The sequence below is a fragment of the Mastigocoleus sp. MO_188.B34 genome (assembly GCF_030065675.1).
Lineage (GTDB): Bacteria > Cyanobacteriota > Cyanobacteriia > Cyanobacteriales > Nostocaceae > Mastigocoleus.
In genome coordinates, this window is the sequence record NZ_JASJDK010000106.1 from 1 (window position 1) to 25,184 (window position 25,184).

22 protein-coding genes and 1 tRNA gene are annotated in these 25,184 nt (G+C 37.4%); 13 read left to right on the top strand and 10 right to left on the bottom strand.

Translation table 11 applies throughout. The features are described from left to right. The first annotated feature begins 703 nt into the window (after positions 1 to 703). The 5 genes from QNJ50_RS21215 (at position 704) to cbiE (ending at position 5,790) form a co-directional block, all read left to right on the top strand. Positions 704 to 1,258: a thioredoxin family protein gene (locus QNJ50_RS21215; RefSeq protein WP_300639037.1), complete on the top strand. Its 555-nt coding sequence runs from the start codon at positions 704 to 706 to the stop codon at positions 1,256 to 1,258. Between the two features lie 75 nt (positions 1,259 to 1,333). Next, positions 1,334 to 2,062, top strand: a complete 729-nt coding sequence (pyrH, locus tag QNJ50_RS21220) for a UMP kinase (RefSeq protein ID WP_300639040.1) — start codon at positions 1,334 to 1,336, stop codon at positions 2,060 to 2,062. Then, the gene (gene frr / locus QNJ50_RS21225) at positions 2,049 to 2,597 is read left to right on the top strand and encodes a ribosome recycling factor (RefSeq protein ID WP_300639043.1); all 549 of its coding nucleotides are present in this window, start codon (positions 2,049 to 2,051) and stop codon (positions 2,595 to 2,597) included. Before pyrH ends, frr begins: the two co-directional genes overlap by 14 nt. Positions 2,598 to 3,173: 576 nt before the next feature. Then, positions 3,174 to 4,292: a geranylgeranyl reductase family protein gene (locus QNJ50_RS21230; protein WP_300639046.1), complete on the top strand. Its 1,119-nt coding sequence runs from the start codon at positions 3,174 to 3,176 to the stop codon at positions 4,290 to 4,292. A 181-nt stretch (positions 4,293 to 4,473) separates the two neighbouring features. Further along, positions 4,474 to 5,790: a precorrin-6y C5,15-methyltransferase (decarboxylating) subunit CbiE gene (gene cbiE, locus QNJ50_RS21235; protein ID WP_300639049.1), complete on the top strand. Its 1,317-nt coding sequence runs from the start codon at positions 4,474 to 4,476 to the stop codon at positions 5,788 to 5,790. A gap of 168 nt (positions 5,791 to 5,958) precedes the next feature. Here cbiE and QNJ50_RS21240 read toward each other — a convergent pair whose 3' ends face one another. Continuing rightward, complete coding sequence (locus QNJ50_RS21240) at positions 5,959 to 6,762, bottom strand: CPBP family intramembrane glutamic endopeptidase (protein WP_366914311.1); 804 nt, start codon at positions 6,760 to 6,762, stop codon at positions 5,959 to 5,961. A 390-nt stretch (positions 6,763 to 7,152) separates the two neighbouring features. After that, the gene (locus QNJ50_RS21245; RefSeq protein ID WP_300639055.1) at positions 7,153 to 7,620 is read right to left on the bottom strand and encodes an AbrB family transcriptional regulator; all 468 of its coding nucleotides are present in this window, start codon (positions 7,618 to 7,620) and stop codon (positions 7,153 to 7,155) included. A 1,449-nt stretch (positions 7,621 to 9,069) separates the two neighbouring features. Here QNJ50_RS21245 and QNJ50_RS21250 point away from each other — a divergent pair. Further along, the gene (locus QNJ50_RS21250; protein ID WP_300639058.1) at positions 9,070 to 10,074 is read left to right on the top strand and encodes a succinate dehydrogenase/fumarate reductase iron-sulfur subunit; all 1,005 of its coding nucleotides are present in this window, start codon (positions 9,070 to 9,072) and stop codon (positions 10,072 to 10,074) included. 135 nt (positions 10,075 to 10,209) lie between these two features. On the opposite strand, the gene QNJ50_RS21255 is transcribed toward QNJ50_RS21250, so the two are convergent. From QNJ50_RS21255 to QNJ50_RS21270, 4 genes are all read right to left on the bottom strand, one after another. Next, positions 10,210 to 10,752, bottom strand: coding sequence for a Tol biopolymer transporter periplasmic protein (locus tag QNJ50_RS21255; RefSeq protein ID WP_300639061.1), 543 nt, complete (start codon positions 10,750 to 10,752; stop codon positions 10,210 to 10,212). 283 nt (positions 10,753 to 11,035) lie between these two features. Further along, positions 11,036 to 11,599 carry a hypothetical protein gene (locus QNJ50_RS21260; RefSeq protein ID WP_300639064.1) on the bottom strand — a complete coding sequence of 188 codons (564 nt, stop codon included), beginning with the start codon at positions 11,597 to 11,599 and terminating at the stop codon, positions 11,036 to 11,038. Positions 11,600 to 11,674: 75 nt separating this feature from the next. Further along, positions 11,675 to 12,637, bottom strand: coding sequence for a Ycf66 family protein (locus QNJ50_RS21265; protein ID WP_300639067.1), 963 nt, complete (start codon positions 12,635 to 12,637; stop codon positions 11,675 to 11,677). A 284-nt stretch (positions 12,638 to 12,921) separates the two neighbouring features. Further along, entirely contained in the window at positions 12,922 to 13,041 is a 120-nt protein-coding gene (locus tag QNJ50_RS21270) for a photosystem II reaction center X protein (RefSeq protein WP_058184143.1), read from the bottom strand. Positions 13,042 to 13,318: 277 nt separating this feature from the next. Between QNJ50_RS21270 and QNJ50_RS21275 the strand changes: the two genes are divergently transcribed. Continuing rightward, complete coding sequence (locus tag QNJ50_RS21275) at positions 13,319 to 13,612, top strand: YggT family protein (RefSeq protein ID WP_300639095.1); 294 nt, start codon at positions 13,319 to 13,321, stop codon at positions 13,610 to 13,612. A 387-nt stretch (positions 13,613 to 13,999) separates the two neighbouring features. Here the strand turns inward: QNJ50_RS21275 and accC are convergent, their stop codons facing one another. Next, a complete protein-coding gene (accC, locus tag QNJ50_RS21280; protein ID WP_300639072.1) occupies positions 14,000 to 15,340 on the bottom strand; it encodes an acetyl-CoA carboxylase biotin carboxylase subunit in 1,341 nt (446 codons plus the stop codon). 49 nt (positions 15,341 to 15,389) lie between these two features. On the opposite strand from accC, the gene QNJ50_RS21285 reads away from it, so the two are divergent. The 6 genes from QNJ50_RS21285 (at position 15,390) to QNJ50_RS21310 (ending at position 20,606) form a co-directional block, all read left to right on the top strand. After that, a complete protein-coding gene (locus tag QNJ50_RS21285; protein ID WP_300639075.1) occupies positions 15,390 to 15,575 on the top strand; it encodes a hypothetical protein in 186 nt (61 codons plus the stop codon). A gap of 135 nt (positions 15,576 to 15,710) precedes the next feature. Beyond that, a tRNA-Leu gene (locus tag QNJ50_RS21290) sits at positions 15,711 to 15,791 on the top strand. A gap of 176 nt (positions 15,792 to 15,967) precedes the next feature. Continuing rightward, positions 15,968 to 16,585, top strand: coding sequence for a chorismate lyase (locus QNJ50_RS21295; RefSeq protein ID WP_300639078.1), 618 nt, complete (start codon positions 15,968 to 15,970; stop codon positions 16,583 to 16,585). Between the two features lie 417 nt (positions 16,586 to 17,002). Further along, entirely contained in the window at positions 17,003 to 18,772 is a 1,770-nt protein-coding gene (locus tag QNJ50_RS21300; protein WP_300639081.1) for a DUF3352 domain-containing protein, read from the top strand. Positions 18,773 to 18,990: 218 nt separating this feature from the next. Beyond that, positions 18,991 to 20,034 (top strand): c-type cytochrome biogenesis protein CcsB, encoded by a 1,044-nt coding sequence (gene ccsB, locus QNJ50_RS21305; RefSeq protein ID WP_300639098.1) that lies wholly within the window; start codon positions 18,991 to 18,993, stop codon positions 20,032 to 20,034. Positions 20,035 to 20,342: 308 nt separating this feature from the next. Beyond that, on the top strand, positions 20,343 to 20,606 hold the full coding sequence (locus QNJ50_RS21310) for a KGK domain-containing protein (RefSeq protein ID WP_300639083.1): 264 nt from the start codon (positions 20,343 to 20,345) through the stop codon (positions 20,604 to 20,606). Between the two features lie 297 nt (positions 20,607 to 20,903). On the opposite strand, the gene QNJ50_RS21315 is transcribed toward QNJ50_RS21310, so the two are convergent. The 3 genes from QNJ50_RS21315 to mnmG all read right to left on the bottom strand — a co-directional run. Beyond that, positions 20,904 to 21,131, bottom strand: coding sequence for a hypothetical protein (locus QNJ50_RS21315; protein ID WP_300639086.1), 228 nt, complete (start codon positions 21,129 to 21,131; stop codon positions 20,904 to 20,906). A 601-nt stretch (positions 21,132 to 21,732) separates the two neighbouring features. Next, positions 21,733 to 23,043 (bottom strand): hypothetical protein, encoded by a 1,311-nt coding sequence (locus QNJ50_RS21320; RefSeq protein ID WP_300639089.1) that lies wholly within the window; start codon positions 23,041 to 23,043, stop codon positions 21,733 to 21,735. A gap of 266 nt (positions 23,044 to 23,309) precedes the next feature. Beyond that, the coding region (gene mnmG / locus QNJ50_RS21325; RefSeq protein WP_300639092.1) for a tRNA uridine-5-carboxymethylaminomethyl(34) synthesis enzyme MnmG at positions 23,310 to 25,184 on the bottom strand (1,875 nt) is incomplete at its 5' end.

Genomic DNA, 25,184 nt, shown 5'->3' on the forward strand with positions numbered 1-25,184 from the left:
TATTCCCGTAATTTAAATATTGTGTGAAGCAACAATCTATTCTAATTGTATTTTTTTGTGTAATTGATGATGTAAGCTAAATTCAAACAGTTAACAAAATAACACTATGTATGATTGGCATAAAAAATACTTAAATCTCATAAAAATATATCAAATAAAATATTTATGTTGGCATTAATAAGTTCGTATTTTATTGAGATTTTTTATATTAAATATATTTAACATTGTAAGTATATTACTCAGATTAATTTACTTTAAATAATTTAAATTTTATTTATGACATCAAGTTTTTGTTTTGAGCGATGGGAATTTATAATAATTTATCTTAATTGGCTTGAAACTATTCAAATCGAAACACTAATAACTAGCTGAAATTAAAGATATGCTTTTAATATTACTAGTTTACAGATGATAATATAGTTAAAATCAAAAATATTATTTACTGATACTAAATATTTAATTATTAAATTCTTTGGATTCCCCTTAGTTATTATTAGTGGATTGAAGTCAGGACTTGGATTTAAATAAATACAACTAAAGACAATTAGTTATTACATTCAGTATTTTCACAATTTACAGCTATTTAAGCTACACATAAAATTGAGAAATATTCAGATATTGACTTGGGTATAGGTTGAAATCTATAAGTAAAAACTAAATTAAAAAATATTGATTTATTCCTAGTTCCTTCAGATCAGGGAAGATGACTAAATTAGAAAAAATGAACACTCCCGTTGGCAACTATGCACCAGATTTTGAGCTCCCAGGAATTGATGAGCGAGTACATCACCTCCATCGTTACTTAAATCAATTCCAAGTGATTTGTGTAATTTCAATGTGTAATCAATGTCCTTATGTAAATCTATATTTAGAAAGGCTGAAAAATATCCAAGCAGAATTTTCACAAAGAGGCTTTACTTCCATTGGAATGAATGGTGCTGATGCCCACAATGAGCCCCAAGAAAATTTTAAGCATATGAAAGCTTTTGCCGAAGAGCATGAATTGAATTTTCCTTATTTATGGGATTCAACACAAGATGTAACCCGCAGTTTTGGTGCAACAAAAACACCAATGGCATTCCTCATTGATAAAGATGGTGTAGTACGCTACAAGGGACAAATTGATAGTTACCCCCAAAATCAGACAGCCGCACGAGTGAACTATCTCAAAGAAGCAATTACATCTTTGTTAAACAACCAAGTAATAATTACTACAGAGACAGAGCCTTTCGGTACTCCTTTAGTATGGCGTAACTAGAGACATATATTCACCATGCTGCTATCTTAAATTGGAGGTCATTGCAACAATATTTTTTAGATCAAGCGTAACTTCATGGGAACACATTACCGACGGGTTTTACTGAAGCTGAGCGGTGAAGCCTTAATGGGAAATATGGGCTATGGAATAGATCCAGAAATCGTAAAGCGAATAGGCTCAGAAGTAGCAGAAGTGGTAGCCACTGGTGTTCAAATGGCTATTGTTGTGGGAGGTGGGAATATATTTCGTGGTGTCAAGGCCGCAGCAGGGGGTATGGACAGAGCAACTGCTGACTACATCGGGATGATTGCTACAGTAATGAATTCCCTGACGCTACAAGATTCACTTGAACGAATCGGACTACAAACACGAGTCCAAACTGCGATCGCAATGCAGGAAATCGCCGAGCCTTATATTCGTCGTCGAGCCATCCGCCATCTAGAAAAGGGGCGGGTGGTTATTTTTGGTGCTGGTTCTGGAAACCCCTTCTTTACCACTGATACAACAGCAGCCTTAAGGGCAGCAGAAATTGATGCTGAGGTAATATTTAAAGCAACTAAAGTTGACGGGGTATATGATGCGGATCCCCACATATACCCTGAAGCAAAACGTTATCAGTCTCTTAACTATGGACATGTTTTAACCAATGATTTGCGAGTAATGGATAGTACCGCGATAGCCTTATGTAAGGAAAATAATATCCCGATTCTCATATTTGATATTTCGGTAAAGGGTAACATCTACCGAGCAGTCATGGGAGAATCGATTGGCACGCTTGTGGGAGGTTCTTGTGAAGTTAGCTGAAGCTGAGAGTACAATGCAAAAAAGTGTTGATGCGACTCAACGCGCATTTAACACTATTCGTACTGGTCGTGCCAATGCCAGCTTGTTAGATAAGGTGATGGTGGAATACTACGGTACCCCCACTTCTCTAAAATCCTTGGCAAATATTAGTACGCCTGATGCGACGACAATTTTAATTCAACCCTACGATCCTGGTAGCCTGAGTCTGATTGAAAGATCGATTTCTATGTCAGATGTGGGTTTGACACCGAACAATGATGGTTCTACCATTCGGTTAAACATACCCCCTTTGACGAGCGATCGTCGTAAAGAATTAGTCAAAATAGCTGCTAAATATGCTGAAGAGGGACGTGTTGCAGTTCGGAATATCCGGCGCGATGCCCTTGACACTATTCGTAAGGATGAGAAAAATAGCGATCTCTCTGAAGATGAATCGCGGGATTTGCAAGACAAAGTACAAAAGTTGACAAACAAATATACCGCTAAAATCGATCAATTATTAGCGGAAAAAGAAAAAGATATCACAACGGTATAAGTTGTCTGAAGGTAAAGGGTTTACAGGGATACAATTGCTTATCCCTGCCTTTTACTTTTCTTGACTATGTCCAATATCTTTACGGCTGAATATTATTGTCTGTGCCCATTGATTATTTCTGTAAGGCTTAAAACCCTCGGATAATTTCTAATATGATTGATATTTTTATTAAAATTTTATAGAATTTGCATTTTACTTGGCAAAAAATTTGTAATCATTTTTAATATTTGCTTGTAACTTAAGTAGAGACAAAAGTAAGCAAAGATAAAACCATAATTCAAATACTATTTAAAATTTAGATAAATAATTAGCTCAAATTCAATTAAATCTAAGGTCAATTAAATCGAGATCGAATAAAAACTAATCTGAGTAGCACGTGAAAAATATACTGAAATTGTCTACTTATTAGGAATAAAGGTTAAGTCAAGTTAAATCTAATACTTTCTACTTGTTAATCCAGTTTTTTCCAATAACAAATTTCGGTGTCATTGCTTAAAGTTTTTCTCGAGGTGACCATACTTACAGTCAAAATAAACACCAAGAAGTAAATTAATTCAGGAGCGAAGAATTAGTAGTATGTATGACTGCATTATTGTCGGAGCCGGACCTGCTGGTGGAAGTGCTGCATATCATCTTGCCAAACGCGGACGTTCGGTACTGGTTTTAGAAAAAGAGTCTTTACCCAGATATAAGCCCTGTGGTGGTGGCGTTTCACCTGCTATTGCTAAATGGTTTGATTTTGACTTTAGTCCAGCAATTTCAGTGAAAGCAGATACTTTACGTTGTACCTGGAAAATGGAAGATCCAGTCGAATCTAAACTGGAAATTTCTGAGCCAGTCTGGATGGTACGAAGAGATGTATTTGATAACTTTTTAATCGAGCAAGCGAAAAAACAAGGAGCTGAACTTAAAGATAATACTGAAGTAAAAGGAATAGAGTTCAAGGGTGACCATTGGGAAGTAGACACCGGATATGGTCCTTTAAGTGCTCGTTATTTAATTGCAGCAGATGGTGCAAAAGGTTCCATGGCAAAGTGGCTGGGTTTTAAAGAACGCAAACGTCGCTTGGCTGCTGCTTTAGAAGCGGAAGTAAGTGCTGATATTAAAGATGCTTCTACGCTTCATTTTGAATTTGGTATAGTTAAAAATGGCTATATTTGGAATTTTCCTAAAGCGGACGGTTATTCCATTGGCGTAGGAACTTTCATCGGTGGTGGGAAACAAGATTTTAAGAAGATATTAGACCAGTATGCTTCATCTTTTAATGTAGATCTTAAAAGTGCTAAGCAATACGGTCATCCATTGTGTGTATGGGATGGGAATCAAAAGCTACATACTCAAAATGCTATTTTGGCAGGAGAAGCAGCTTGCGTTGTCGATCCGTTTACTGCTGAGGGTATTCGTCCTTCGATTTTTAGTGGGATAAAAGCAGCAGAAGCTATTGACAAAGCTGTAGGTGGTGAAGTTGATGCTTTAGAGAAATACTCCCAAATCATCAATGATGAATGGGGTTCTGAAATGTCTTGGGCGAAGAAATTAGCCGGTGCATTTTATCGCTTTCCTGGAATTGGTTATAAAGTTGGGGTTAAGCGTCCTTCTGGAGCTCAAATCATGGGTAAAATTCTCTGCGGAGAATTACGATACGGTGAAGTTTCCGGTCGTGCTTTGAGGCGTTTGGTACCTTTTGGTGGATGATTAAAGCTTAATTTGCACGTAGTTTAAGCTGATATTTGTGAATCTAATTTATATTCACACTAAAAAAATTGCAAAAGCGTGCAAGTTTTGGGTGTGTTATGACGTTACGGGCGTAGGCTAATGTCCGTAACGTATCATTCTCGATATCCATCGTAATTGTAAAATCCATAACTCCCAACTGATGACAAAAATACATGTGGTAGGTGTTGGTTTAGATGGTTTAGCCGGAGTTAGTGAAACAGTTAAACAACTTATAGAACAAGCAAAATTGCTTATAGGTAGTTCGCGTCATCTGGATTATTTTTCTCAAAGTCAAACTGATACTCCAACTGAGCGACTACTGCTAGGAGATTTAAGTCAAACTATTACAAAAATTAGACAGCACCTAAAGCAGGGTAAAAATTCAATTGTAATTTTAGTATCCGGCGACCCTTTATTTTTTGGTTTGGGAAGACTACTTTTAACAGAACTTCCCCCAGAAGAATTAACTTTTCATCCCCATTTAAGCTCGGTTCAGTTAGCATTTAACCGCCTTAAAATTCCTTGGCAAGATGCGAAAATTATTAGCGTTCATGGGCGTTCTGTTGATGAGTTGATTTCTGCATTGCAGCAAGGTGTAGAGAAAATTGCTGTTTTGACAGATACAACTAATAATCCTCATGCGATCGCAAGTTTACTCAAATCTTTAAGTTTACCCAGCCAATATAAAATTTGGGTTTGCGAAAACCTTGGTGGTAATCGCGAACGCATTTTAGAAATTCCAGGTTTAGAAAATTTAGATTTACAGTATTTACAAAAGCAAAAGTTTTCACCACTTAATGTTGTGGTGTTACTGCGTCACAATAAGAACAAAGAATTAAATTTAAAGAATTTACCCAAATTGGGAATACCAGACGATTGCTTTACATGTTTTAGCGATCGCCCTGGTTTAATCACAAAACGAGAAGTGAGAGTTTTAGTTTTAGGAGAACTTGCATTACATCCAGGACAAGTTGTATGGGATATTGGTGCAGGAACAGGCTCTGTATCCATTGAAGTTGCCCGTCTGTTTCCCACTTCCCAAGTTTATGCTATTGAAAGAACTGCTGCAGGTATTAGCTTAATTCAAAAAAATTGCGATCTCTTCCAAGTTGATAACATCACTACGATTTCTGGTAAAGCACCAAATGTTTTATTGAACTTACCCAAATGCGATCGAGTTTTTGTCGGTGGTAGTGGGGGTAATTTAGATAAAATCCTTAACGTCTGCAGTCAAAATCTAAATCCTGATGGTGTAGTAGTTTTAGCTTTAGCAACTTTAGAGCACCTCAACACCGCTTTGTCTTGGTTTAAATTCCATAATTGGGAGTTCAAGCTGTTACAGGTTCAACTATCACGCTCTATACCTGTAGGAGAATTGACTCGCTTTGCACCACTAAACCCCGTGACAATTTTAACTGCAAAGTTTTCAAGATTCTCACCACAGAACATTGAGAAAACCATCAAAGAAACTTACTAACAAACATCCTCTTAGAATAAGATAATTTTATACCAATTTCAAAAAACACTGCTACAGATCAATTTTCTGAGCAACTCTTTAAATCTGTTCCCTGTTCACCGTTCCCTGTTCCTTTCTATAAGGGAAGAGTAGCAATATTAAAGGAAATTGGTATTAGCATTAAGAAAATTAATTAAAGAAACACAATATTCCCCCACTTAGCAGCAAACAAGCAATACCTGTTGCACCTGCCAAAGGTTTATTGTGTCTACCCGTCACATACTCGGAAACATTACCTGTGTAATCAATTAAACCCAGGGTATCTATAGTCGCGATCATCCATACCCAACCCGAGTGAAGACCCCAAGCAAGTCCTAAATTACCACCATCTACAAATCTAGCTAGTACCAATATTATTCCCATGATCCATAGACCGGGTAGTTGCGGTAGTGTTTCTTTGCGTTCCCAAACTAAATGAAGAAGGGCAAAAATTAAACTAGATACAGTTACAGCGACCCATGGTCGATAATCTATTTGTAATTCTGTGAGTAAAAAACCTCGAAATACTAATTCTTCCACACCACCGATAAATAAAGCTACTAGCAAAATTGATAGCATTGTGATGGGTAGTTGTTGAACTTTCGCTTGTCGAATTTTTGAATAATTTAAAGTGCACCAACACCATGATAATTGACAAGCAAACATTATCAATATACCTACAACTCCTAAAATAAAACCTAGCCCTAAATAAATCAAAGTAGAAAATTTATTTAACCAACCATAATCAGAAAAAGATCTATTAGTAAAGCTACTAATCAACCACACAATAAAAGGGGCTAAAAGGTAAAGAGAAATTAATAAAGGTAATTTTTGTTCTGCTTTTAGAGGTTGATTTGGTCGCCAATTTATTGCGATTGCTGATAACAACCCAATTGGTAACCAACTAATTATCCAAATAGCAAAAAAAGCCATCACCACAACTAGTACTGGCATATGTTCAACAAGTAGTACTAATTTATTGGCAGACAGCTCTAGTTTTGATAGAAATTCCGGAAGAAAAAACACAGTAAGTATCTTGCAAACAAATAAATCTAGTAAGGTAAAAGATTTACTTTTCAGAACGATAGATCAATTTTGAATTACAGTAATTTTATTATTGTTATTACTGAAACAATTATTGACCATTGTCTAATTTTCAATATTTTATGAATAAAGTTCCCATACTAGTACTTTTTTAGGCAAGATATCTCATTGATTTTTTTATAGGAACAATAAAATATTTTCAATCATCTATTTTTGTCTGCAAGGGGAAAGTTCTATATTATTCATGCATAATTTAGATTTTACTTATCCCCTAACCAGAGAAAAAGTTAGTTTTATTTATTATTCCTCTTCTTCTTCCTCTTCTTCCTCTTCTTCTTCTTCGTATTCTTCATCTTCTTCATCTATTTCAGCATCTTCATCAAGCTGGGTTTCTTTTTTATCACTATCTATTTGAATTAAGTGGATATGCTTGTATCCTAACTTGATTTCAAATTCATCTCCGGGTTGTAATCCCATTGCTTTGGTATATGTTGCACCAATAACAATTTGACCATTTTGATGAACACTAACTCTATAAGTTGGTTCGCGACCACGTCCATCTTTCGGCGATTCAGGACTTAGAGGAATTCCTCTCGCCGACAATAATGCGTCATAAAAATCAGTGAGATTTACACGGACCTGGTTACTTTTAGTAACAGTGTAATAACCACACTGCTTTGCTCTTTCTCGGCGTGGTAAATTAGAAAGTTCTTTGACCTTAGCTAGCAGTGCTTTTCCTGTTAATGGTGCGGTTGCAGTTTCACTCATTACGATGAAAATATCCTTACTCTCTCCAAACTGATAAATGATGTCATTAGGTGTCAAAATATCGACTTTAAGACATCTGCTTAATAGCTACTATTTTTCAACTGGATAAGGGATTAAATCCTGCTTGACCAAAATTGAATAACCGTTATCATGACTGTATATACCAAAATTTAATTATTGGCTTCTACAGACATTAATTTTGGTAATTTGACGGTAATTTCAAGCAATCAGATCTTTAGAAAAGAAGTTATTTCTTTTCTGGTACAAATCAAGCTGTATAACTTGAAGCCCTTTTCCAAATTGTGTCAGCTCTATTTAAATAAGCCTTTACCTGAAGTAATTCCAGGTATCTCAGATTTAATGTTTGTCCTTATAAATTATGAGTTGTAGGGCTGACCTACTCTAACTCTTTACCTTAAAACACCGTGGAATTTTCCTCGGCTTTTGAGGACACACATTATTTTTATTTTGCCAGTCGAGATGAGATTTTTTACATCTCTATTTACAAAGAAACAATAGGGTTGTATTCACTCTAATACAGCTTTTTATGCTGATGACTGTTTCTTCTCAATTTTATTTTTAATACTAGCATGAACTAATAATAGCAAAAATATTGTTTAATTTTTAATTAAAGTGAGGAATGTACTTCAATTTAATTTTCTGGATTTAGGATGATTATTACCAAAGGGGTTTTAAAAAAATTAATCTGATGAAAGAGGCTAAATCTTCACATATTGAGTAACATTCAAGAATCAAACTTGATGATTGTAGAGATTTAAAAAGCTATAAGACTATTACACCGCTTTATTGCTATCTTAAGATATTCATTCGTGTTGCTTTAACAATTCTATATAAACTTCTTGTATTGCTTTAAAATACTTGAGATATTTCCAGGTATTGGATAAATGGTATTGACATCAACATAAACTTAATAGAGAATTGAGGATTTAATGAAGTAGATATTCTAATTAGGTAAAGATTTAGTGATAAATGTAAGCAAATTGAGATGAATGACAAAAATCAAGATTCCTTGTTTTACTCTAGTTTTCCTGGGTCTGTTTAAAAAAACTAAATATAAATTTGCTAAATTATCTTGTTTTACTGAATCGCTACACTTCAGCCTAAAAAGCTGAGAAAAATCAAGTATTTAAAACATTGGATAATAATTTATCCTTGGGGTAAATTCCGTGTCTCATTTATTGGGGAGTATATTATGTGTAGAGATTGACATAATTTTGTCAAACAAGGCAAGTACAAAATCTACAATTAGAATTTTTATGGCTATACCTAAACGATAATCAATGATTCTTTAATTATCTATCTATTAAATTTATTCCCTTATTCTTGAGAATAAACTGGATTATGCTTCCTTTTTTGGCAGCAACTAGCTTGCTTAAAAGGAATTATTTTCTGGGTATGTGTGAATATTCAAAAATAATGGTTCGTAAAATGTTAGTTATTTTTAAGATAATTCGGCAACAACAAAATTCTAGTCCAGTGGTGCAAAATTACCGTTTAGAAGCGGAACCAGGTAATACGATTTTAGATTGTCTCAATCGGATTAAATGGGAACAAGATGGAACTTTAGCATTTCGGAAAAATTGTCGCAACACTATTTGCGGTAGTTGTGCAATGCGGATTAATGGGCGTTCAACTCTAGCCTGTAAGCAAAACTTGAGAGATGAAATTGCTGTGTTTAAAAGGGAAAATTCCGCCTCTGATAAAGCTGATACAATTCCTGAAATAACTGTTGCACCTTTGGGGAATCTTCCTGTCATCAAAGACCTAATAGTTGATATGAATAATTTTTGGGATAACTTGGACAAAGTTAATCCTTATGTAAGTACTGCAGCCCGAAAAGTACCACAAAGAGAATTTTTACAAACACCTCAAGAGCGATCGCAACTAGATAATACTGGTAACTGTATTATGTGCGGTGCTTGTTATTCAGAATGCAACGCAGTGGAAATCAACCCCAGCTTTGTTGGTCCTCATGCTCTTGCAAAAGCTCAGCGCATGATTGCAGACTCCCGGGATGCTGACACTGAAAGTCGCTTAGATAAATATAATGAGTCTACTGCTGGGGTATGGGGTTGTACTCGTTGTTATTATTGCAACAGTGTATGTCCAATGGATGTTGCGCCATTAGATCGAATTAGCGAGATCAAACAAGAAATTCTCAAGCGTAAGTCAGCTAGTGATAGTCGTTCTATTCGCCACCGTAAGGTTTTGGTAGATTTAGTTAAAGCAGGTGGTTGGATTGATGAAAGACAATTTGGTTTGCAAGTTGTGGGGAATTATTTAAAAGACCTCAAGGGTTTACTTGGTATTGCACCTCTGGGTTTGCGAATGATTTCTCGTGGTAAATTTCCATTATCTTTTGAGCCTTCTGAAGGTACTCAGGAGGTACGTTCGTTAATTGAAGCTGTACAAAATTCAGAAAGTCAAAATTAGTTTTTGGTAATGGGTAATGGGTAATTGGTCATTGCTTGTTCCTAATTTTCCGTGGAAAGCCAAACAGAGTAAGACCTAAGTATGCTTGCGCTAAACCTGGAGCAAATCCCCAATACCCAATACCCAATCTCCTTCTTACGGGATGTTTAATCGGTTACCAAAACGACGATCGTAGACTACGATATCCCATTGCCCATTTATACTGCTCTCGAAAGCAATGATATTACCATCTCCACTAATTGTAGGGTTGCGGATTTCTGCTTGTACGTCTGCTGCTAAATTGCGTGTTTGGTTAGTTTCGCGATCGTACAAAAAAACAGCCGAACGACCGTTTCTAGAAGCTGCAAACACGATATAGCGACCATCACTAGAAACAGATGGATCGGAAGCGATCGCATCAAAGGAATTTAAACCAGGTAATTCTACTAAGTTGCGACCTAGTGTATCGAACATATAAATATCTTGGCTACCCCGGCGGTCGCTAGTAAAAACGATATATCTCCCAGAAATTTGTGGGTTTAATTCTGAAGCCGTACTATTGAGAGAACGACCTCCTGGATCGAATGAATAATTTAATAATCTGGGATAACCAAAACCAAAGCAACCATTTAATAGACTGGCACTAATTAATATAGGAATAAAAATTTTAATGTTCTGAGCATTAGATTTTCTAAGCATTAGATTATTTGAACATTACAGATTGGATATAAGAAGAAATATTGAAGATATATTCTGCTCACTTAGGAATGAAAATTTAATAACCTGTAATTCTGAAATTTGGAACGGTGCGTTACGCGATGCTAACAGCACCCTACTTTTGTACTTTATTTAATCCACATTCCTTATCCTAAACCAAAGGATTTTGGATATTAGTTTTGTTCGTTACTCCTTATTCATTACTTATTACTTATTACTTATTACTTATTACTTATTACTTATTACTTATTACTCATTACTCAATTTATTCAGTAGGTGCAGTTGCAGGAGTACCATCAGGTATATCTAATTCTATATTTGGTCCCCTGTCTAACACTTCAATATCCCACTGACCGCGACTAGAGGTTTCAAAAGTAACATAGCGTCCATCAGGGCTAATACTAGGATTTCTTACCCAACCCGGATAAAAAGAAGTCAAGACTTGTGATTGTTTTGTCGCGCGATCGTAAAGTGATACGACAGGTCTACCTCGATCTGTTGTCATATAAACAATGTAACGCGCACTATGGCTCAGGCTAGGAGCTTCAACTATTATTCGCGCTCGATTTAAGTTTGGCGTACGAACAAACTGCTGCTGTTGAATGTCAAACAGCAGCAGTTGATGATTACCATTACGATTAGAAATAAATCCCAAAAAACGACCGTTACCACTCAAAGTAGGTTGTTCTTCGGTATAACGACTGTTAAGGGAAGAAGATCCAATAGGAAGATCGGTATAACTACAAGAACTTAGTAAAATTGCCAGACTGCAACTAAGGCTCCAATTACTCAATCTTTGGAGCCAAATACTGGATATCACTTTACTCACACTGACTTTTCTTTGTTGCTTCTATTCATTGCTTCTATATAATGCAACTTCAGTTTTAATTAATTATTTATTTATTCAAATATCGTCGAAGTTAATGGGACGATCTGATTCTGGATCGGGGCGATCGATGGGTTTAAAATCCACATAAGGAGTAGAAATTACTTCATCATCTCCTGAAATTGGTCGGGAATCTTGGGAGTTTGTATTACTTGTGGGTCTTCTCCTCTTTCTTCTTCTAGGAGTTACTTCTTCTGAGGAAAACTCCGAGCGAGGTGCTTCATCTTTGATTTTACGTTTTGGCGGTCTAGCTTCCCTGGGGGAATTACTCTTATCCCAGTCATCATCAAATCGTTCTACTTGCTTGGATTTTTCCCAATCATCTTCTTGGTACCTTGAAGTAGGTCGATTATCATATCCTCCAGAATTTCGACGACGGGATCTTTCATCTCGCCCTTCTCGGGTACTTCTATTACTACGACGTGATGGACGACGGGGAGGAGCTTCATCATCATAGTAGTCGGGACGAGTTAGACGACTATCCCTACTTCCAGGTATACGACCGCGCACAGGGCGTTCATCATCATAGTCATCTTCATAATATGGTAGTGGTTCCAACTCAGCTTCCACTCGCGCAGCTCTAGATCTCCTTGGATTGCTGCTGGGTTCGTATTGATAGCGATTGCTTATTTCTCGCTCATCATCAACAATTGGGGTGTTACGCTTTGCTTGTTGGGTAGCAATGCCCCGTAAGCGAATACTCTCATAGGCAAAATATAAAGTTGTACCGATCAATAACAACTGACCGAATTGCAAAATTGGGTCTAATCGCCAACCTTGGAATATTAAAATAAAGCCACAGAGCAAACCAACAGCAGCAAAAAATATATCTTGATCTCGGGATAATTCCGGTTTTACAGTACGAAGGAAATATAATCCAGCCCCAGCTACAGCTAAGAAAATTCCTAAAATACTGGCTGGGTTAGTTCCGAAATTAACCTGTGCCAGAACACTGGCTGAATTCAGCCCCAAAATTAACATTGTTGTTTTCCTAATATCAAATCTATGTTAACTACTTAAAATTAAAATCTCCACTATAGCCAAAAACACAAAACAAACACATAAAAATTTTACAAAAAAATATTAAAGCTCCAAAGCATCAGATGTTGCTTTGAAGCATCTGTGTTTATGTTAAAGATTTTTTCTGTATTTCAGCCAAGTATAGCTTGTATGGCACTAACAGATAAATTACACGGAACTACAAATAAGTTCGGAATTGAAAGATTATCGGTCACACAGAGTCAAATAATACTTTCTAAAGTGGCTTAATTACGTTGAATTTTATCTTTCTGACTGATGAAAATTAAAGCTACTGTAATTGGAATAACAACAATTACTGAACCCCAAAGTAAGCTCCAAAGGAAATTTGCTAAAGAAGGTGTCATGGATATAAACCTTTTTTGTTACAGTCTTCTAAATTATGTTAACAAAATCAAGGTTATTTCCCCTATTCAGTCCCAAGTCCGATCGCTCTGTTGAAAATTTATAAGCTACGACTTAACTTTACTCCCAATCCCCAATCCCCAATCCCCATTCCCCAACTTGAAACTACTTCCCACACTCCCCATTCCCCATTCCCCAATATGGGTTTACAATCAAAAAGAGCTATATTTACAAAGCTTTATTTTTTGTAACGGCTTTCAAGCGACTTTACTTCAGGCTATGAATGGTATAGATATCACAACTTGGATTCTCGGTCCCTTTTTGGGAGTGATGATGCTTCTGTTCATCTTCCGCATAATCATGAGTTGGTCTCCCGAACTAAAATTGAATCGTTTTCCCTTTTATTTAGTCGCTTTACCTACAGAACCTTTTCTAGTGATATTGCGGAAATTGGTACCACCTATAGGTGGAGTAGATATTACCCCAATTATTTGGTTTGGAATTTTTAGTTTTTTACGGGAAATTTTATTAGGTCAGCAAGGTCTACTCACCATGCTCTCTCGAGTACAATAAGTTCCCAAATATCTTGTAATTCAGGTATCGCAGTAGGTAAATAAGTTAGGAAATCATATTTTACTTCACAGGGAATAGGCAACAGGGAACAGGGAACAGGAAATAGAAAAATTTCTAAATCAGAACATGTAGTTCTATATCTCGTAATCTACGTACCGTACCTTGTAACTTTTAAGAATTAGCCAATTTTGAACACTCGAAAATTTTGATGACTTGAAATTAGCCATCTAATCTCGAGTGTTTGATTTTTTGTGATTTTGTGCTTTATCGCACCAGGTTTTTGGAATCGGACATTTTTTGTTCCCTCTCCCTTCAAGAACATTAGGGTGTCCTAAACCATGCGCTCAATGTCGTAACTTCAGTTAAGAAAGTTAGCTAGAGCTTGGATTAACTCATTTCTTGCACAAAGTTAGTGTAAACATTACCTTGCAAAAACTGGGGAGTTTCCATAATTTTTTGATGAAAAGCAATTGTGGTTGGTAGTCCCGTAATTGCACATTCTCTTAATGCCCGTTTCATACGATTAATACTAGTATTTCGGTCTGGTCCCCAAACAATCAACTTACCAATTAAAGAATCGTAATAAGGGGGAATTTGGTAATCAGTATAAACATGGGAATCAACCCTTACTCCTGGACCACCGGGAGGAAGATAACCACTTATTTTTCCAGGTGCTGGACGGAATTGGCGATCCGGATCTTCTGCATTAATCCGACATTCAATAGCATGACCTTTTAAAACTACTTGGTCTTGGGTTAATCGCAGCTTTTCTCCTTGAGCAATGCGAATTTGTTCTACCACTAAGTCGACCCCGGTAATCATTTCTGTCACGGGATGTTCCACTTGAATTCTGGTGTTCATCTCCATGAAGTAAAAACTACCGGAAGCATCGAGTAAAAACTCAATAGTACCCGCACCACTGTAATTGATAAATTGGGTAGCCCTCACGGCTGCTTGTCCCATTTTTTCCCGCAATTCTGGGTCAAGAGCTACTGAGGGTGCTTCTTCTAATAGCTTTTGATTACGACGTTGAATTGAACAATCCCGTTCGCCCAAATGAATTACATTACCGTAGTTATCGGCTAATACTTGAAATTCTATATGACGCGGGCGCTCGATAAATTTTTCTATGTATACTCCACCATTACCAAAGGCGGCTTCAGCTTCACCTTTAGCAGCTTGAAAAGAAACTACAAATTCATCTTCTGAGCGTACCAGACGCATACCGCGTCCGCCACCACCTGCGGTAGCTTTGATCATTACTGGATAACCAATTTCTTTGGCGATCGCCAAACCTTCGGTGTCCGTTCCTACTAATCCACCACTACCCGGCACGGTAGGAACTCCAGCTTTTTGCATTGTTTCCTTTGCAGTGGACTTATCACCCATGAGGCGAATAGCTTCTGCGGACGGACCAATAAATGCAATATGATGATCTGCACAAATTTCCGCGAATCTAGCATTTTCCGATAAAAAACCATATCCGGGATGAATCGCACTCGCGTTACGGGTTAACGCTGCAGCAATAATGTTAGGGATATTTAAATAACTTTTACTACTTGCAGGTTCGCCAATACAAACTGTTTCATCAGCAAGCTGGACGTGGAGAGCATTGCGGTCAACACTGGAGTGGACAGCAACAGTAGCAATTCCCATTTCTTCACAAGCCCGGAGAACGCGAAGCGCAATTTCTCCCCGATTAGCAATTAATATTTTGTCAAACTTCATCTTCTAGCTTCTACATTAGTCCAGATTTACTGAAATTCTCTTCTCTATTATGAGTGGGAGAATACCAAGCAAGCTCCCCGGTATTTACAGGAGTTGGCTTCGGGCTTGGGGTGAGTCTTCACCAGATAAGTGTGCAAGTTGTGGTGCGATGGTTAGTGGTCGGTTTCTCATCTCTGAGACTCGACAGCACCGTGAATTATACGGTGTTCGCACCCCTTGTCAATATCACTTGTGAAACTGCAATTTTTCTGTTATTCAGATATCCCTAAGCAGAAATTCTCCAAACTTTTTGCTTATTTTTTTAATTTACTCAGATATTAGATTACTATATTTGTTTTTATATGCTATATTCTATATCTAGCAAACAAGAGCGGATGTGGCGGAATTGGTATACGCGCACGTTTGAGGGGCGTGTGGCTTTGCCTTGCGAGTTCGAGTCTCGCCATCCGCATTTTTTACAGATAATTGCTCCCTGTCAGTTATATTTGGGATTAATTAGTAAACATGAACTACTAGTAGAGACGTCGCACTGCAACGTCTCTATTATTTTTAGAAAATATATACCCAACCCCGATCGCTTTTTTGTGCTTTCATATAAATAAGTAAATTTTTGTTAAGAGTAGAGCTTTGACTGCAACCTACAAATATTCAAATAACTTAACATTACCTACGAGTTGGCATCGTCTCAGTCCGATTTGGGAAGGGGGAGAGGAAGTAATACAGCAGGGTTTACCTCACACTCAGTTAGCTCCTGCTTGGCAATTATTACTTTTAGGTGATGGTTCTCCAACCAGACATTTAAAGTTACTGACAGGAGAACCAACGGAAGTAGATGTCATTGATATGTCACCCATCGGCATGAATTTGGATGCTGCTCCCGAATTAATCCAAAGAATACCTGGTCCTAGATTGCGGCGTCAGGTGTGGTTGCGTACGGCTTCTGGTCAACGATTAGCTTATGCAACATCTTGGTGGGAAGCATCTCATGTGGACGAGTATTTACAAAACAGGTCTTTGCCTATTTGGGCAAGTTTAGCGCGCTTGCGTACTGAATTATATCGAGACGTACAGGGAATTTATTATGGAGATTCAGCTCCATTAGAAATTGGATTTGACTGTAGTGGACCTTTTTGGGGTCGTCACTATTTGTTTTGGCATCACGGACAACCTTTGACGTTAATTTATGAAGTTTTTTCACCTTATCTAAGTAAATACTTGGGTAAAATGCAGGTAAATTCACCCTAGGAACAAAATATAGTTTTTGAGTAATTAGAACAAAGATTAGGGCTTAAAACTTAGAACTTAGAACTTGGAACTTAGAGCTTAGAACCAAAGTTAGAATTTTGCTATAACGTACCTTTTAAGGTGCAAATTTTGTGTGGTGGCAAAAAGATATAAGCTGTGGAAAGATACATAAGCAGAATAGTTACATAAATCTCTATTCCTTATTTACAGTTGACTTTTGAGGAATCAATGCGATCGCTACACTCACTCGTGTATTAAAAATATTGCGAAAAAAGTCAGTTGATTGTCAAAAGTATTATCATTTTTGAGGAATAAAAATAATGTAATTAGTGACCCTAGAGTTTACGGAAAGGTTTTGGTTAACTTTACCGATAGGGAAAGTAATTATTATTTCGCGATAATGAGGTGTTGGTTTCGATGGCACTGCCTGTAATCCCTGTTGCAAAGAATAAAAAAAAGAAGCCATCCTTACCCTTGACCTTAGGGACTGCGGGGTTATTGATTGGTGGAGGAATTGCTGGATATTGGTTTTTGACCCAAGGAAAACCATTATCTAGAGATTTACCAGTAGGTGTAAGTATTATTCCTAGAGATGCGGTGATGACAGTATCTTTAAGTACTGATGAAAGACAGTGGAATAAACTACGCGAGTTTGGTACAAAAAAAACTCAAAAAGAACTAGATAAAAATTTAGTACAGTTACGCGATCGCTTCTTAAGTAGTAATGGATATGATTATCAAAAAGATATTAGTCCTTGGATTGGTAATGAATTAACAATTGCTGTGTTGGCTCCTAAAGGTAGTAAAAAAGCGCCTAAGCCAGTAGCAGAAACCTCCAAAACCTCAGCAAACGGACAATCATTACTCTTAGTTCTCCCTATAAAAAACCAACTGAAAGCCCAGGAAATTTTGGCACAACCCAAAACTCCAGGGAAAGGAAAATGGAATCAGAGGACATATCAAGGGATTGAAATTAAAGAAAAAACTGGGAATGATGGTGGAGAAAAATTTGCAGCAGCAGCAATTGATAAGCGTTTCCTGGTAATTGCGGATCGTCCAAAAGCAATGGAAAGAGCTATTGATGCTTATACAGAAAATAATTCTTTAGAAAAAACTGCAGGTTTTACCCAAAACTTCCCTAAAATATCTACCTATAACCCTTTTGCGCGATTTTATATTAACGTTCCATTGTCTGCCAAAATTGCAGCAAGTTCTCCCAAACGTCAATTACCAGCACAAGTTTTAACTCAATTAAAAAATAATCAAGGTTTAGCAGGAAGCATTACTTTAGAATCCGAAGGAATTAACTTCAAAGGAGTTTCTTGGCTCAATCCAAACGGTCGTCGTGAGTTAAAAGGAAAGAATAATGCAGGGAAAATGGAGAAGCGTTTACCTGCAGATACTATCTTGATGGTTTCAGGGGGAAACTTACAGCGTTCTTGGTTCAATTATGTTTCAACCTCTAAAGCAAATCCCCTCTCACCCGTAAAACCTGAAGAATTAAGAAAAGGTTTTAAATCATTAACAAAACTAGATTTAGAACGAGATGTACTGAGTTGGATGAAAGGTGAATTCTCACTATCAGTAATTCCAACTCAAACTAAAGAAGATAGTTTAAATCAAGATTTTCGAGCAGCTTTTGTATTTATGGTTCAAGCAAGCGATCGCTCCAAAGCTGAAGCAGCTTTCAAAAAGCTTGATGCAACAGTTAATAGTGAATTGCAGTTTCAGGTGGAAAGAGGAAAAGTAAGGAATCAACCAGTTGTAAACTGGCTTGGACCTGCAGGTACAGCAGTTGCTACCCACGGTTGGTTAAATGGAGATACTGCTTTTTTATCTTTGGGTGCACCCCTAACCGAAAAATTTATTCCTAAACCATCTAATTCTCTTACTGGTAAACCTTCATGGAGAAAAACTGTTCCTTCCCAGCTCAATCCTCACAATGGAAAGTTTTATTTAGATTTAGAACAAGCAGCAAAGAACTTCCCTATCGGGAGTTTATTACCTAGTCAAAGCATTTGGTTAGAAGCTATTCGTTCTCTTGGGGTAACAACTGCGCTCAGCGATCGCCATAGTACACGCTACGATATTTTTATATCAGTTAAAAAAGGTGATAAACCAGCACCTTTACCTGCTCCGACTATAAATCCAGAAACTTCTGAAAGTTTAAAAGATTCTAAAAAATAAATTGAAATTTAGGAGTTAGGAGTCAGGGATCGTAGAGACGTAGCATGCTACGTCTGTACAGAAGTCAGGAGTCAGGAGTCAGGAGTTACCAATTACCAATTACCAATTACCAATTACCAAATATAATTTCAACCAAATTAGTTAGGACACCACAAGAACAGATAGGATCATTTCAGTCATATAAATATTTTAGGAATCCACCGGAGAAAGAACGCCCAATGAACTTAGTTGTATTACAAAATTGGCTTGATAATGCTTCTTTTGCTGTTCTGTTTGTGACAATGCTGATTTATTGGAGTGGTGCAGCATTCCCCAACGTGCCATATTTAGCTGCATTAGGAACTTCAGGAATGGCGATCGCAAACTTGTCTATTGCAACTTTACTAGGAGCAAGATGGCTGGAAGCTGGCTATTTCCCACTCAGTAATTTATATGAATCTTTGTTTTTTTTAACTTGGGGTATTACAACTGTTCATTTAATTGCTGAAAATATCAGTCGCAGTCGCTTGGTAGGGGTGGTTACCGCACCAGTAACAATGGCTATTACTGCTTTTGCTGCTTTAACCTTACCTTCAGGAATGCAAGTCGCTGAACCCTTGGTACCAGCATTGAAATCAAATTGGTTAATGATGCACGTCAGCATTATGATGTTGAGTTATTCAGCTTTAATGGTTGGTTCTTTGTTAGCGATCGCTTTTTTGGTTGTAACCAGGGGTCAAAATATTCAACTCCAAGGTAGTTCTTTTGGTTCTGGGGGTTATCGCCAAAATAACTATCGTTTGCATAAAGCAGGAGAATTAGTTTCCCAGATAGAAACAGATGTCGCAGAAAATAATGGTGTGATTCGTTCGGGTAGTGAAGCGAATGGAAAAACAGCAGTATTGGAAGCACCAGTCATCACAACTCCAATCCAAGAAACTGAAACGCTTTCACCTCAACGTCTTAGTCTTGCTGAAACCATTGATAACACCAGCTATCGCATTATTGGATTAGGCTTTCCACTATTGACGATTGGTATCATTGCTGGAGCCGTATGGGCTAATGAAGCTTGGGGTTCTTACTGGAGTTGGGATCCTAAAGAAACATGGGCTTTAATTACTTGGTTGGTATTTGCGGCTTATCTCCATGCTCGCATTACTCGGGGCTGGCAAGGAAGACGTCCGGCTATTCTTGCTGCAACTGGTTTTGTAGTTGTTTGGATTTGCTACCTCGGTGTCAATCTTCTAGGTAAGGGCTTACATTCCTACGGTTGGTTCTTCTAATATTTTTTGACAAATATATCTATTAGCAGTTAAAACAGTGAATTGTTTAACATTAAATCAAGTTGCTAGTTATAAAAAACTTTTTAGATTCTCTTGTATCCCCCTAAATACACCCTAAAAAGGGGGACTTGTATCTAATTTCACTGTTCCCAAGAGGGTTTAAAGGAGATAAAAATCTGGCACTCTTGTAAGTAGCAATTTACGTTATTAACTGTTAATGGATATAACTTCGGAAAATATTAATGAATAATAAATTTCAGCCACTATCACAAGACGATGTTGTCTGTGTTACTTCAGGGCATATCTTAATGCCACACCCAACTTTTAAGGTTGGTGAATTTATAACCAAAATGAAACAAGTTCTCTCCCTAAAAGACGAACATAAAGAAAAATGGTTGGGGAATGGACAAGTCTGTCAAATTCTTCAACCAGGTAGTTCGGAATGGCAAAAAGGCAAGATTAGGATTAGTTTAGAATTTTGCCCAGAAGAACCAAGATCACTATCGCTACTTGATGGGATAGAACACAACAGATGGATGAATTCAATAGCTAATCCTTATAATTTTAATTGAATAGATTTAAATTTAATCTACAAACTTCCCAACATTACTTTTGACTGCAAACAAATACTCGCGACATCAATTTTTAGTTCAATATAGCGATCGCTATAATTACCGAAATATTCTTATTTTCCATTTTCTGTTATTTAATTTTCTGTTATTTATTCTATGGGTAACTCCTTCTAAGCAAATAATTTCAGAACTCTTCTAATTTATATATTCAATAATATACTTTTATTTATATATAGAAAATTAAACATACGTGTTTATGCTTAAAGTATCTTATCTTCCTTAATTTCGGGTGTAAAACTAAGTTCTTAGATAGTCGTAAACTTGCCAATTATGGATTTCTTTATCCTCAAGGGCTAGTTTTGCAAGATTAATTTCATCTTGAGTTGCATAAATAGTTAATAAGCCGTCTCCCTTCAACAGGCTTTCAATGTAAAACTGAATGCAGCTTTGTGGAATCCTTAAATCATCTAAAATTACTGCCAAACCATCTTTTTCTCTGGGTTCTAATAAATATACTTGATTCATCGGAAAACCTATGTCTTTTAGCTTCTTAGCTAAAATCCTGATCTTTTGTAGACTTTCAAGTACCGCGATCGTACATTTTTTTTGATATGTAAACATCATGTCAATCTTTGAATAAAAGTTACTTATTATACTCTCAAAAAGTGACTTAGACAACAAATCGATTATTTAAAACCCTTTTCATATCAAGATACAGTGTTGGAATAATTGATTACGGGAAAAATAAACGGTTTTAAGTCACATGCTCCAAATTGTTTTCATAATTGAATTCAATATCTAAACTGAATTTTCCTGAAATAAAAAATATTTATTTATTAGAGACCTAAAAAACTCCATCCGCGAAAGAATGAAGTTTTTGCAAACACCCAATAGCTTAAATCAAGAGCTTTTTTACTTGATTTAAGTCTCAGTCAGATTTTTTTTGGAAATATTGTTTGGGAAAGATTGCTGTAGATGTGTAGGTAGATGCTTTTGCTTGTAATCTGATAATATTTTGCAACTTCTATTTTGCGATTCCTGGAGCTAAAAGCTATTTAAGTGCTGAACTCAAAAAGTTAATACTCAAACTCTTATGAGGTAGTTTAAATTTTAAAACCCTAAAACTTTAAATCTTTTGTCCTGTTTGAATCGAACGCACTTCTCCATTACGACGGACAACAATTTCATTATTACTAACATCGACTAAAGTCCAACCGCTAGAACCAATACTTTCTCCTTTATGGATCCGACGAGTAATACCTTGGATTTTAAACAAAGCTGCTGATTTTTCTCCCAAGTCCATTACCCCTAATAACTCATGGGAAGGTTTAGCTGCTGCAAATGCAACTTCTTGATTTTGAACCAGTGCAGTATTTACTGATGTGTTATTTTCTGTTGGCGCTTTTGCACTCGTTAATTTTGGTGGTATTACCGGCTTCGGTTGAGGTGCTGCTCCTACTGCTACTGTTTTATCGCCCATTTCCACAGGTTTCAACTCAGTTTTCATTAATGTTAGCTTTGTTGGTGGAACGGTATTTTTAGCAGCTTTCCCTGCATTAGATTTTGATGGCTTTGAATAACTCTTATGAGCGACTTCTCTGATCGGTGGTAACTTTCCTGGAGAAGCACTAGCAACAGATGGGGGTTTATAGCGCATTGGAGGTGGCGCTTGATATACAGGAATATAAATACGTTCTACAACTTTTGTAGATCGGCTGGGCATTGGCTGTAAATTATTAGCACCACGGACTGGTGGTAAGCTACCACTAGCAGCACTTGCACTCGCCATTGGTATTGTAGAGTTTTGGAGATTTTCACTCATACTAGCCATCATCATATTATTGCTAGATTTATCTTGAGCTTCTCCTTCCTCAATAGCTGCTAGCGCTCCCAGCATATAATTAACAAGTTCAGCTTGAGGATATATTTTTTCTTTTGATGACTGCTCGATTTGAGCCAAATGTAATTCTTCGGCAAAGATCCGAGCAAAAATGCGATCGACTAATCCAGAATAGATCAGCCAAGTAAGTCCAGCAGTCGCTAAAGCAAGACTAACTGTTACTGAGAATAATTTCTTCCACCCAGCGCGAGGTTTTGGCGATAGATTATTTTTCGCGTTATTAGTTTTCGCCTGACTAACTTTCGAATCAATTCTTGGGGAAGATTTTGCAACAGTTTTTGTTGCTCCTTGTTGATGATGTAAATTGACTGGTTTGATTTGTCCCGGCGTTTCAGGATTTACGATTGGCGATGACTTAACTGTTGATTTTTGCTTGAATTGGGAACCCAATCCCTTACCTTCAAGAATATTTTCAACATCGGAAAAGATTTCATCCATCAAGCCATCGGCATAAACCTCTATTGTCCAAGGTTCATTACCAATCAATTCCTCGGATGCTTCTGAAAGAATTGTATGAGTACTAGCTGCTTTTAACATGGCGATTTTATATTGTAGCTTTTAAGAGTCAGTTTCTCCTTTTCTACATAGAAATACGGAGTTGGTATTAAACCTTTTCTCTTAACTTTGGGATCTAGATTAGACAGATTTAATCGTTATAAATCCTCTATTTAACCTACCTAGACAGAAAAATAACGATTTATGATGACTATTGGTAATGGCAATTTAGATCACAGATGTCATCTATCATACCCGCCTTCTAGATGTATTCCCTACTACTATAATCGAGCTTCATGAAAAGTGTTTTAAGATAATGCCGAAAACTCTTTCTGGGTATTTGTTTTACGCAATTCTAAATAAATTAACAAAGCATTGATATCAGCTGGATTAACACCACCAATGCGAGATGCTTGACCGATTGTCAGTGGTTGCACCTGATTCAGCTTCTCCCTTGCTTCTTTGGAAAGAGTTTCGATTGTTCCATAATCCAAATCAGTAGGTAATTTTCGGTTCGCCTGACGAGAAATTTGTTCGATTTGATTTTTCTGTCTGGCTAGATAACCGGAATATTTGATATCAATTTCTGCTCCTTCTTTTTCTGCTCGCTCGAGCTTGGGATCTCCCAACCCATGGTGTTCGAGATTGGCGTAATGAAATCCCGGACGTCTTAATAGATCTGCAAGAGTTATGGAACCTTTAATTGCTTGCTTGGTAGCTTCTACAATTGCTTTACCAACATCATCGTGTTCTTTGATGCGAGTTGAATTTAAGCGTTCTTTTTCAGCTGCAATATTTGCTTGTTTTTCGCTAAATAATTGCCAACGTCTATCATCAATTAAGCCAATTTCTCGTCCCAAAGGTGTAAGGCGAGTATCAGCATTATCAGAGCGTAGGAGCAAACGATATTCCGAACGACTGGTGAGCATTCGATAAGGTTCGCGTAGATCCTTCGTACACAGATCGTCTATTAAAGTACCGATATAACTTTGTTCCCTGGGAAAAATAATCATTTCTTGGGAGTTTACCCAACGAGCTGCATTAATTCCAGCAACTAAACCTTGGGCTGCAGCTTCTTCATAACCAGTAGTCCCGTTAATTTGTCCGGCGCAAAATAAGCCAGCAATTTTTTTCGTCATCAGCGTGGGGTAACACTGGGTTGCAGGCAAATAATCGTATTCTACGGCGTAAGCAGGGCGAAGCATGACGCAGTTTTCTAACCCGGGAAGACTGCGCAACATTTGGAGTTGAAGATTCTCTGGTAAACCAGTAGAAAATCCCTGAATATACAATTCGGGAATTTGTCTTCCTTCCGGTTCAATAAAAATTTGGTGACTATCTTTATCAGCGAAACGAACAATCTTATCTTCGATACTGGGACAGTAACGGGGACCTTTAGCTTCAACCCAACCACCGTAAACCGGGGAAAGATGGAGATTTTCCCGAATTAAACGATGGGTTTCGGCTGTAGTGCGAGTCATGTAGCAAGGTAGCTGTTCTTTTTCTTGCCAAACTTCGGGATCGAAACTGAACCAGCGAACATCTCGATCGCCGGGTTGCAAAGACATTTTGCCGTAATCTACAGAACGTTTATCTACTCTCGCTGGAGTTCCCGTTTTCAAACGTCCTGTCTCAAAACCCAAACGGTTGAGAGTTTCAGTTAAACCAATTGCAGCGAATTCTCCCGCACGTCCGGCTGTCATTGATTTATTCCCAACCCAGATTTTTCCTCCTAAGAAAGTACCGGTGGTCAAGATAACGGCTTTACATTCAAACGCCACGCCAAAGTAAGTTTGGACGCCAATTACTTGGTCATTACTATCCAAAACTAAGTCTGTGACCATGCTTTCGCGGAGCATCAAATTTTCTTGATTCTCCACAATTTCTTTCATTACTGCAGCGTATTCCCGCTTATCAGTCTGAGCCCTTAAAGCCCAAACTGCGGGTCCCCTCGAAGAATTCAGAATCCGCTTTTGCAGATATGTTCTATCTGCCATTTTGCCAATTTCCCCACCCAAGGCATCTACCTCATGGGTTAACTGAGATTTTGCTGGACCTCCCACCGCAGGGTTACAAGGTTGCCAAGCAATTTTATCCAAGTTGAGTGTCAACAGCAGGGTTCGACATCCTAAGCGTGCTGTAGCCAAAGCTGCTTCACAACCGGAGTGACCTGCACCGACAAC

Excerpts from the sequence above, each read along its gene's own strand:
- QNJ50_RS21240 (WP_366914311.1), bottom strand. The coding sequence starts at position 6,762 with ATGCCAGTACTAGTTGTGGTGATGGCTTTTTTTGCTATTTGGATAATT.
- pyrH (WP_300639040.1), top strand. The coding sequence starts at position 1,334 with ATGGGAACACATTACCGACGGGTTTTACTGAAGCTGAGCGGTGAAGCC.
- ccsB (WP_300639098.1), top strand. The coding sequence starts at position 18,991 with ATGAACTTAGTTGTATTACAAAATTGGCTTGATAATGCTTCTTTTGCT.
- QNJ50_RS21245 (WP_300639055.1), bottom strand. The coding sequence starts at position 7,620 with ATGAGTGAAACTGCAACCGCACCATTAACAGGAAAAGCACTGCTAGCT.
- QNJ50_RS21255 (WP_300639061.1), bottom strand. The coding sequence starts at position 10,752 with ATGCTTAGAAAATCTAATGCTCAGAACATTAAAATTTTTATTCCTATA.
- cbiE (WP_300639049.1), top strand. The coding sequence starts at position 4,474 with ATGACAAAAATACATGTGGTAGGTGTTGGTTTAGATGGTTTAGCCGGA.
- QNJ50_RS21285 (WP_300639075.1), top strand. The coding sequence starts at position 15,390 with ATGAGTGGGAGAATACCAAGCAAGCTCCCCGGTATTTACAGGAGTTGG.
- QNJ50_RS21275 (WP_300639095.1), top strand. The coding sequence starts at position 13,319 with ATGAATGGTATAGATATCACAACTTGGATTCTCGGTCCCTTTTTGGGA.
- QNJ50_RS21270 (WP_058184143.1), bottom strand. The coding sequence starts at position 13,041 with ATGACACCTTCTTTAGCAAATTTCCTTTGGAGCTTACTTTGGGGTTCA.
- QNJ50_RS21320 (WP_300639089.1), bottom strand. The coding sequence starts at position 23,043 with ATGTTAAAAGCAGCTAGTACTCATACAATTCTTTCAGAAGCATCCGAG.
- QNJ50_RS21230 (WP_300639046.1), top strand. The coding sequence starts at position 3,174 with ATGTATGACTGCATTATTGTCGGAGCCGGACCTGCTGGTGGAAGTGCT.
- QNJ50_RS21250 (WP_300639058.1), top strand. The coding sequence starts at position 9,070 with ATGTTAGTTATTTTTAAGATAATTCGGCAACAACAAAATTCTAGTCCA.
- QNJ50_RS21310 (WP_300639083.1), top strand. The coding sequence starts at position 20,343 with ATGCCACACCCAACTTTTAAGGTTGGTGAATTTATAACCAAAATGAAA.
- QNJ50_RS21315 (WP_300639086.1), bottom strand. The coding sequence starts at position 21,131 with ATGAATCAAGTATATTTATTAGAACCCAGAGAAAAAGATGGTTTGGCA.
- accC (WP_300639072.1), bottom strand. The coding sequence starts at position 15,340 with ATGAAGTTTGACAAAATATTAATTGCTAATCGGGGAGAAATTGCGCTT.
- QNJ50_RS21215 (WP_300639037.1), top strand. The coding sequence starts at position 704 with ATGACTAAATTAGAAAAAATGAACACTCCCGTTGGCAACTATGCACCA.
- QNJ50_RS21300 (WP_300639081.1), top strand. The coding sequence starts at position 17,003 with ATGGCACTGCCTGTAATCCCTGTTGCAAAGAATAAAAAAAAGAAGCCA.
- QNJ50_RS21265 (WP_300639067.1), bottom strand. The coding sequence starts at position 12,637 with ATGTTAATTTTGGGGCTGAATTCAGCCAGTGTTCTGGCACAGGTTAAT.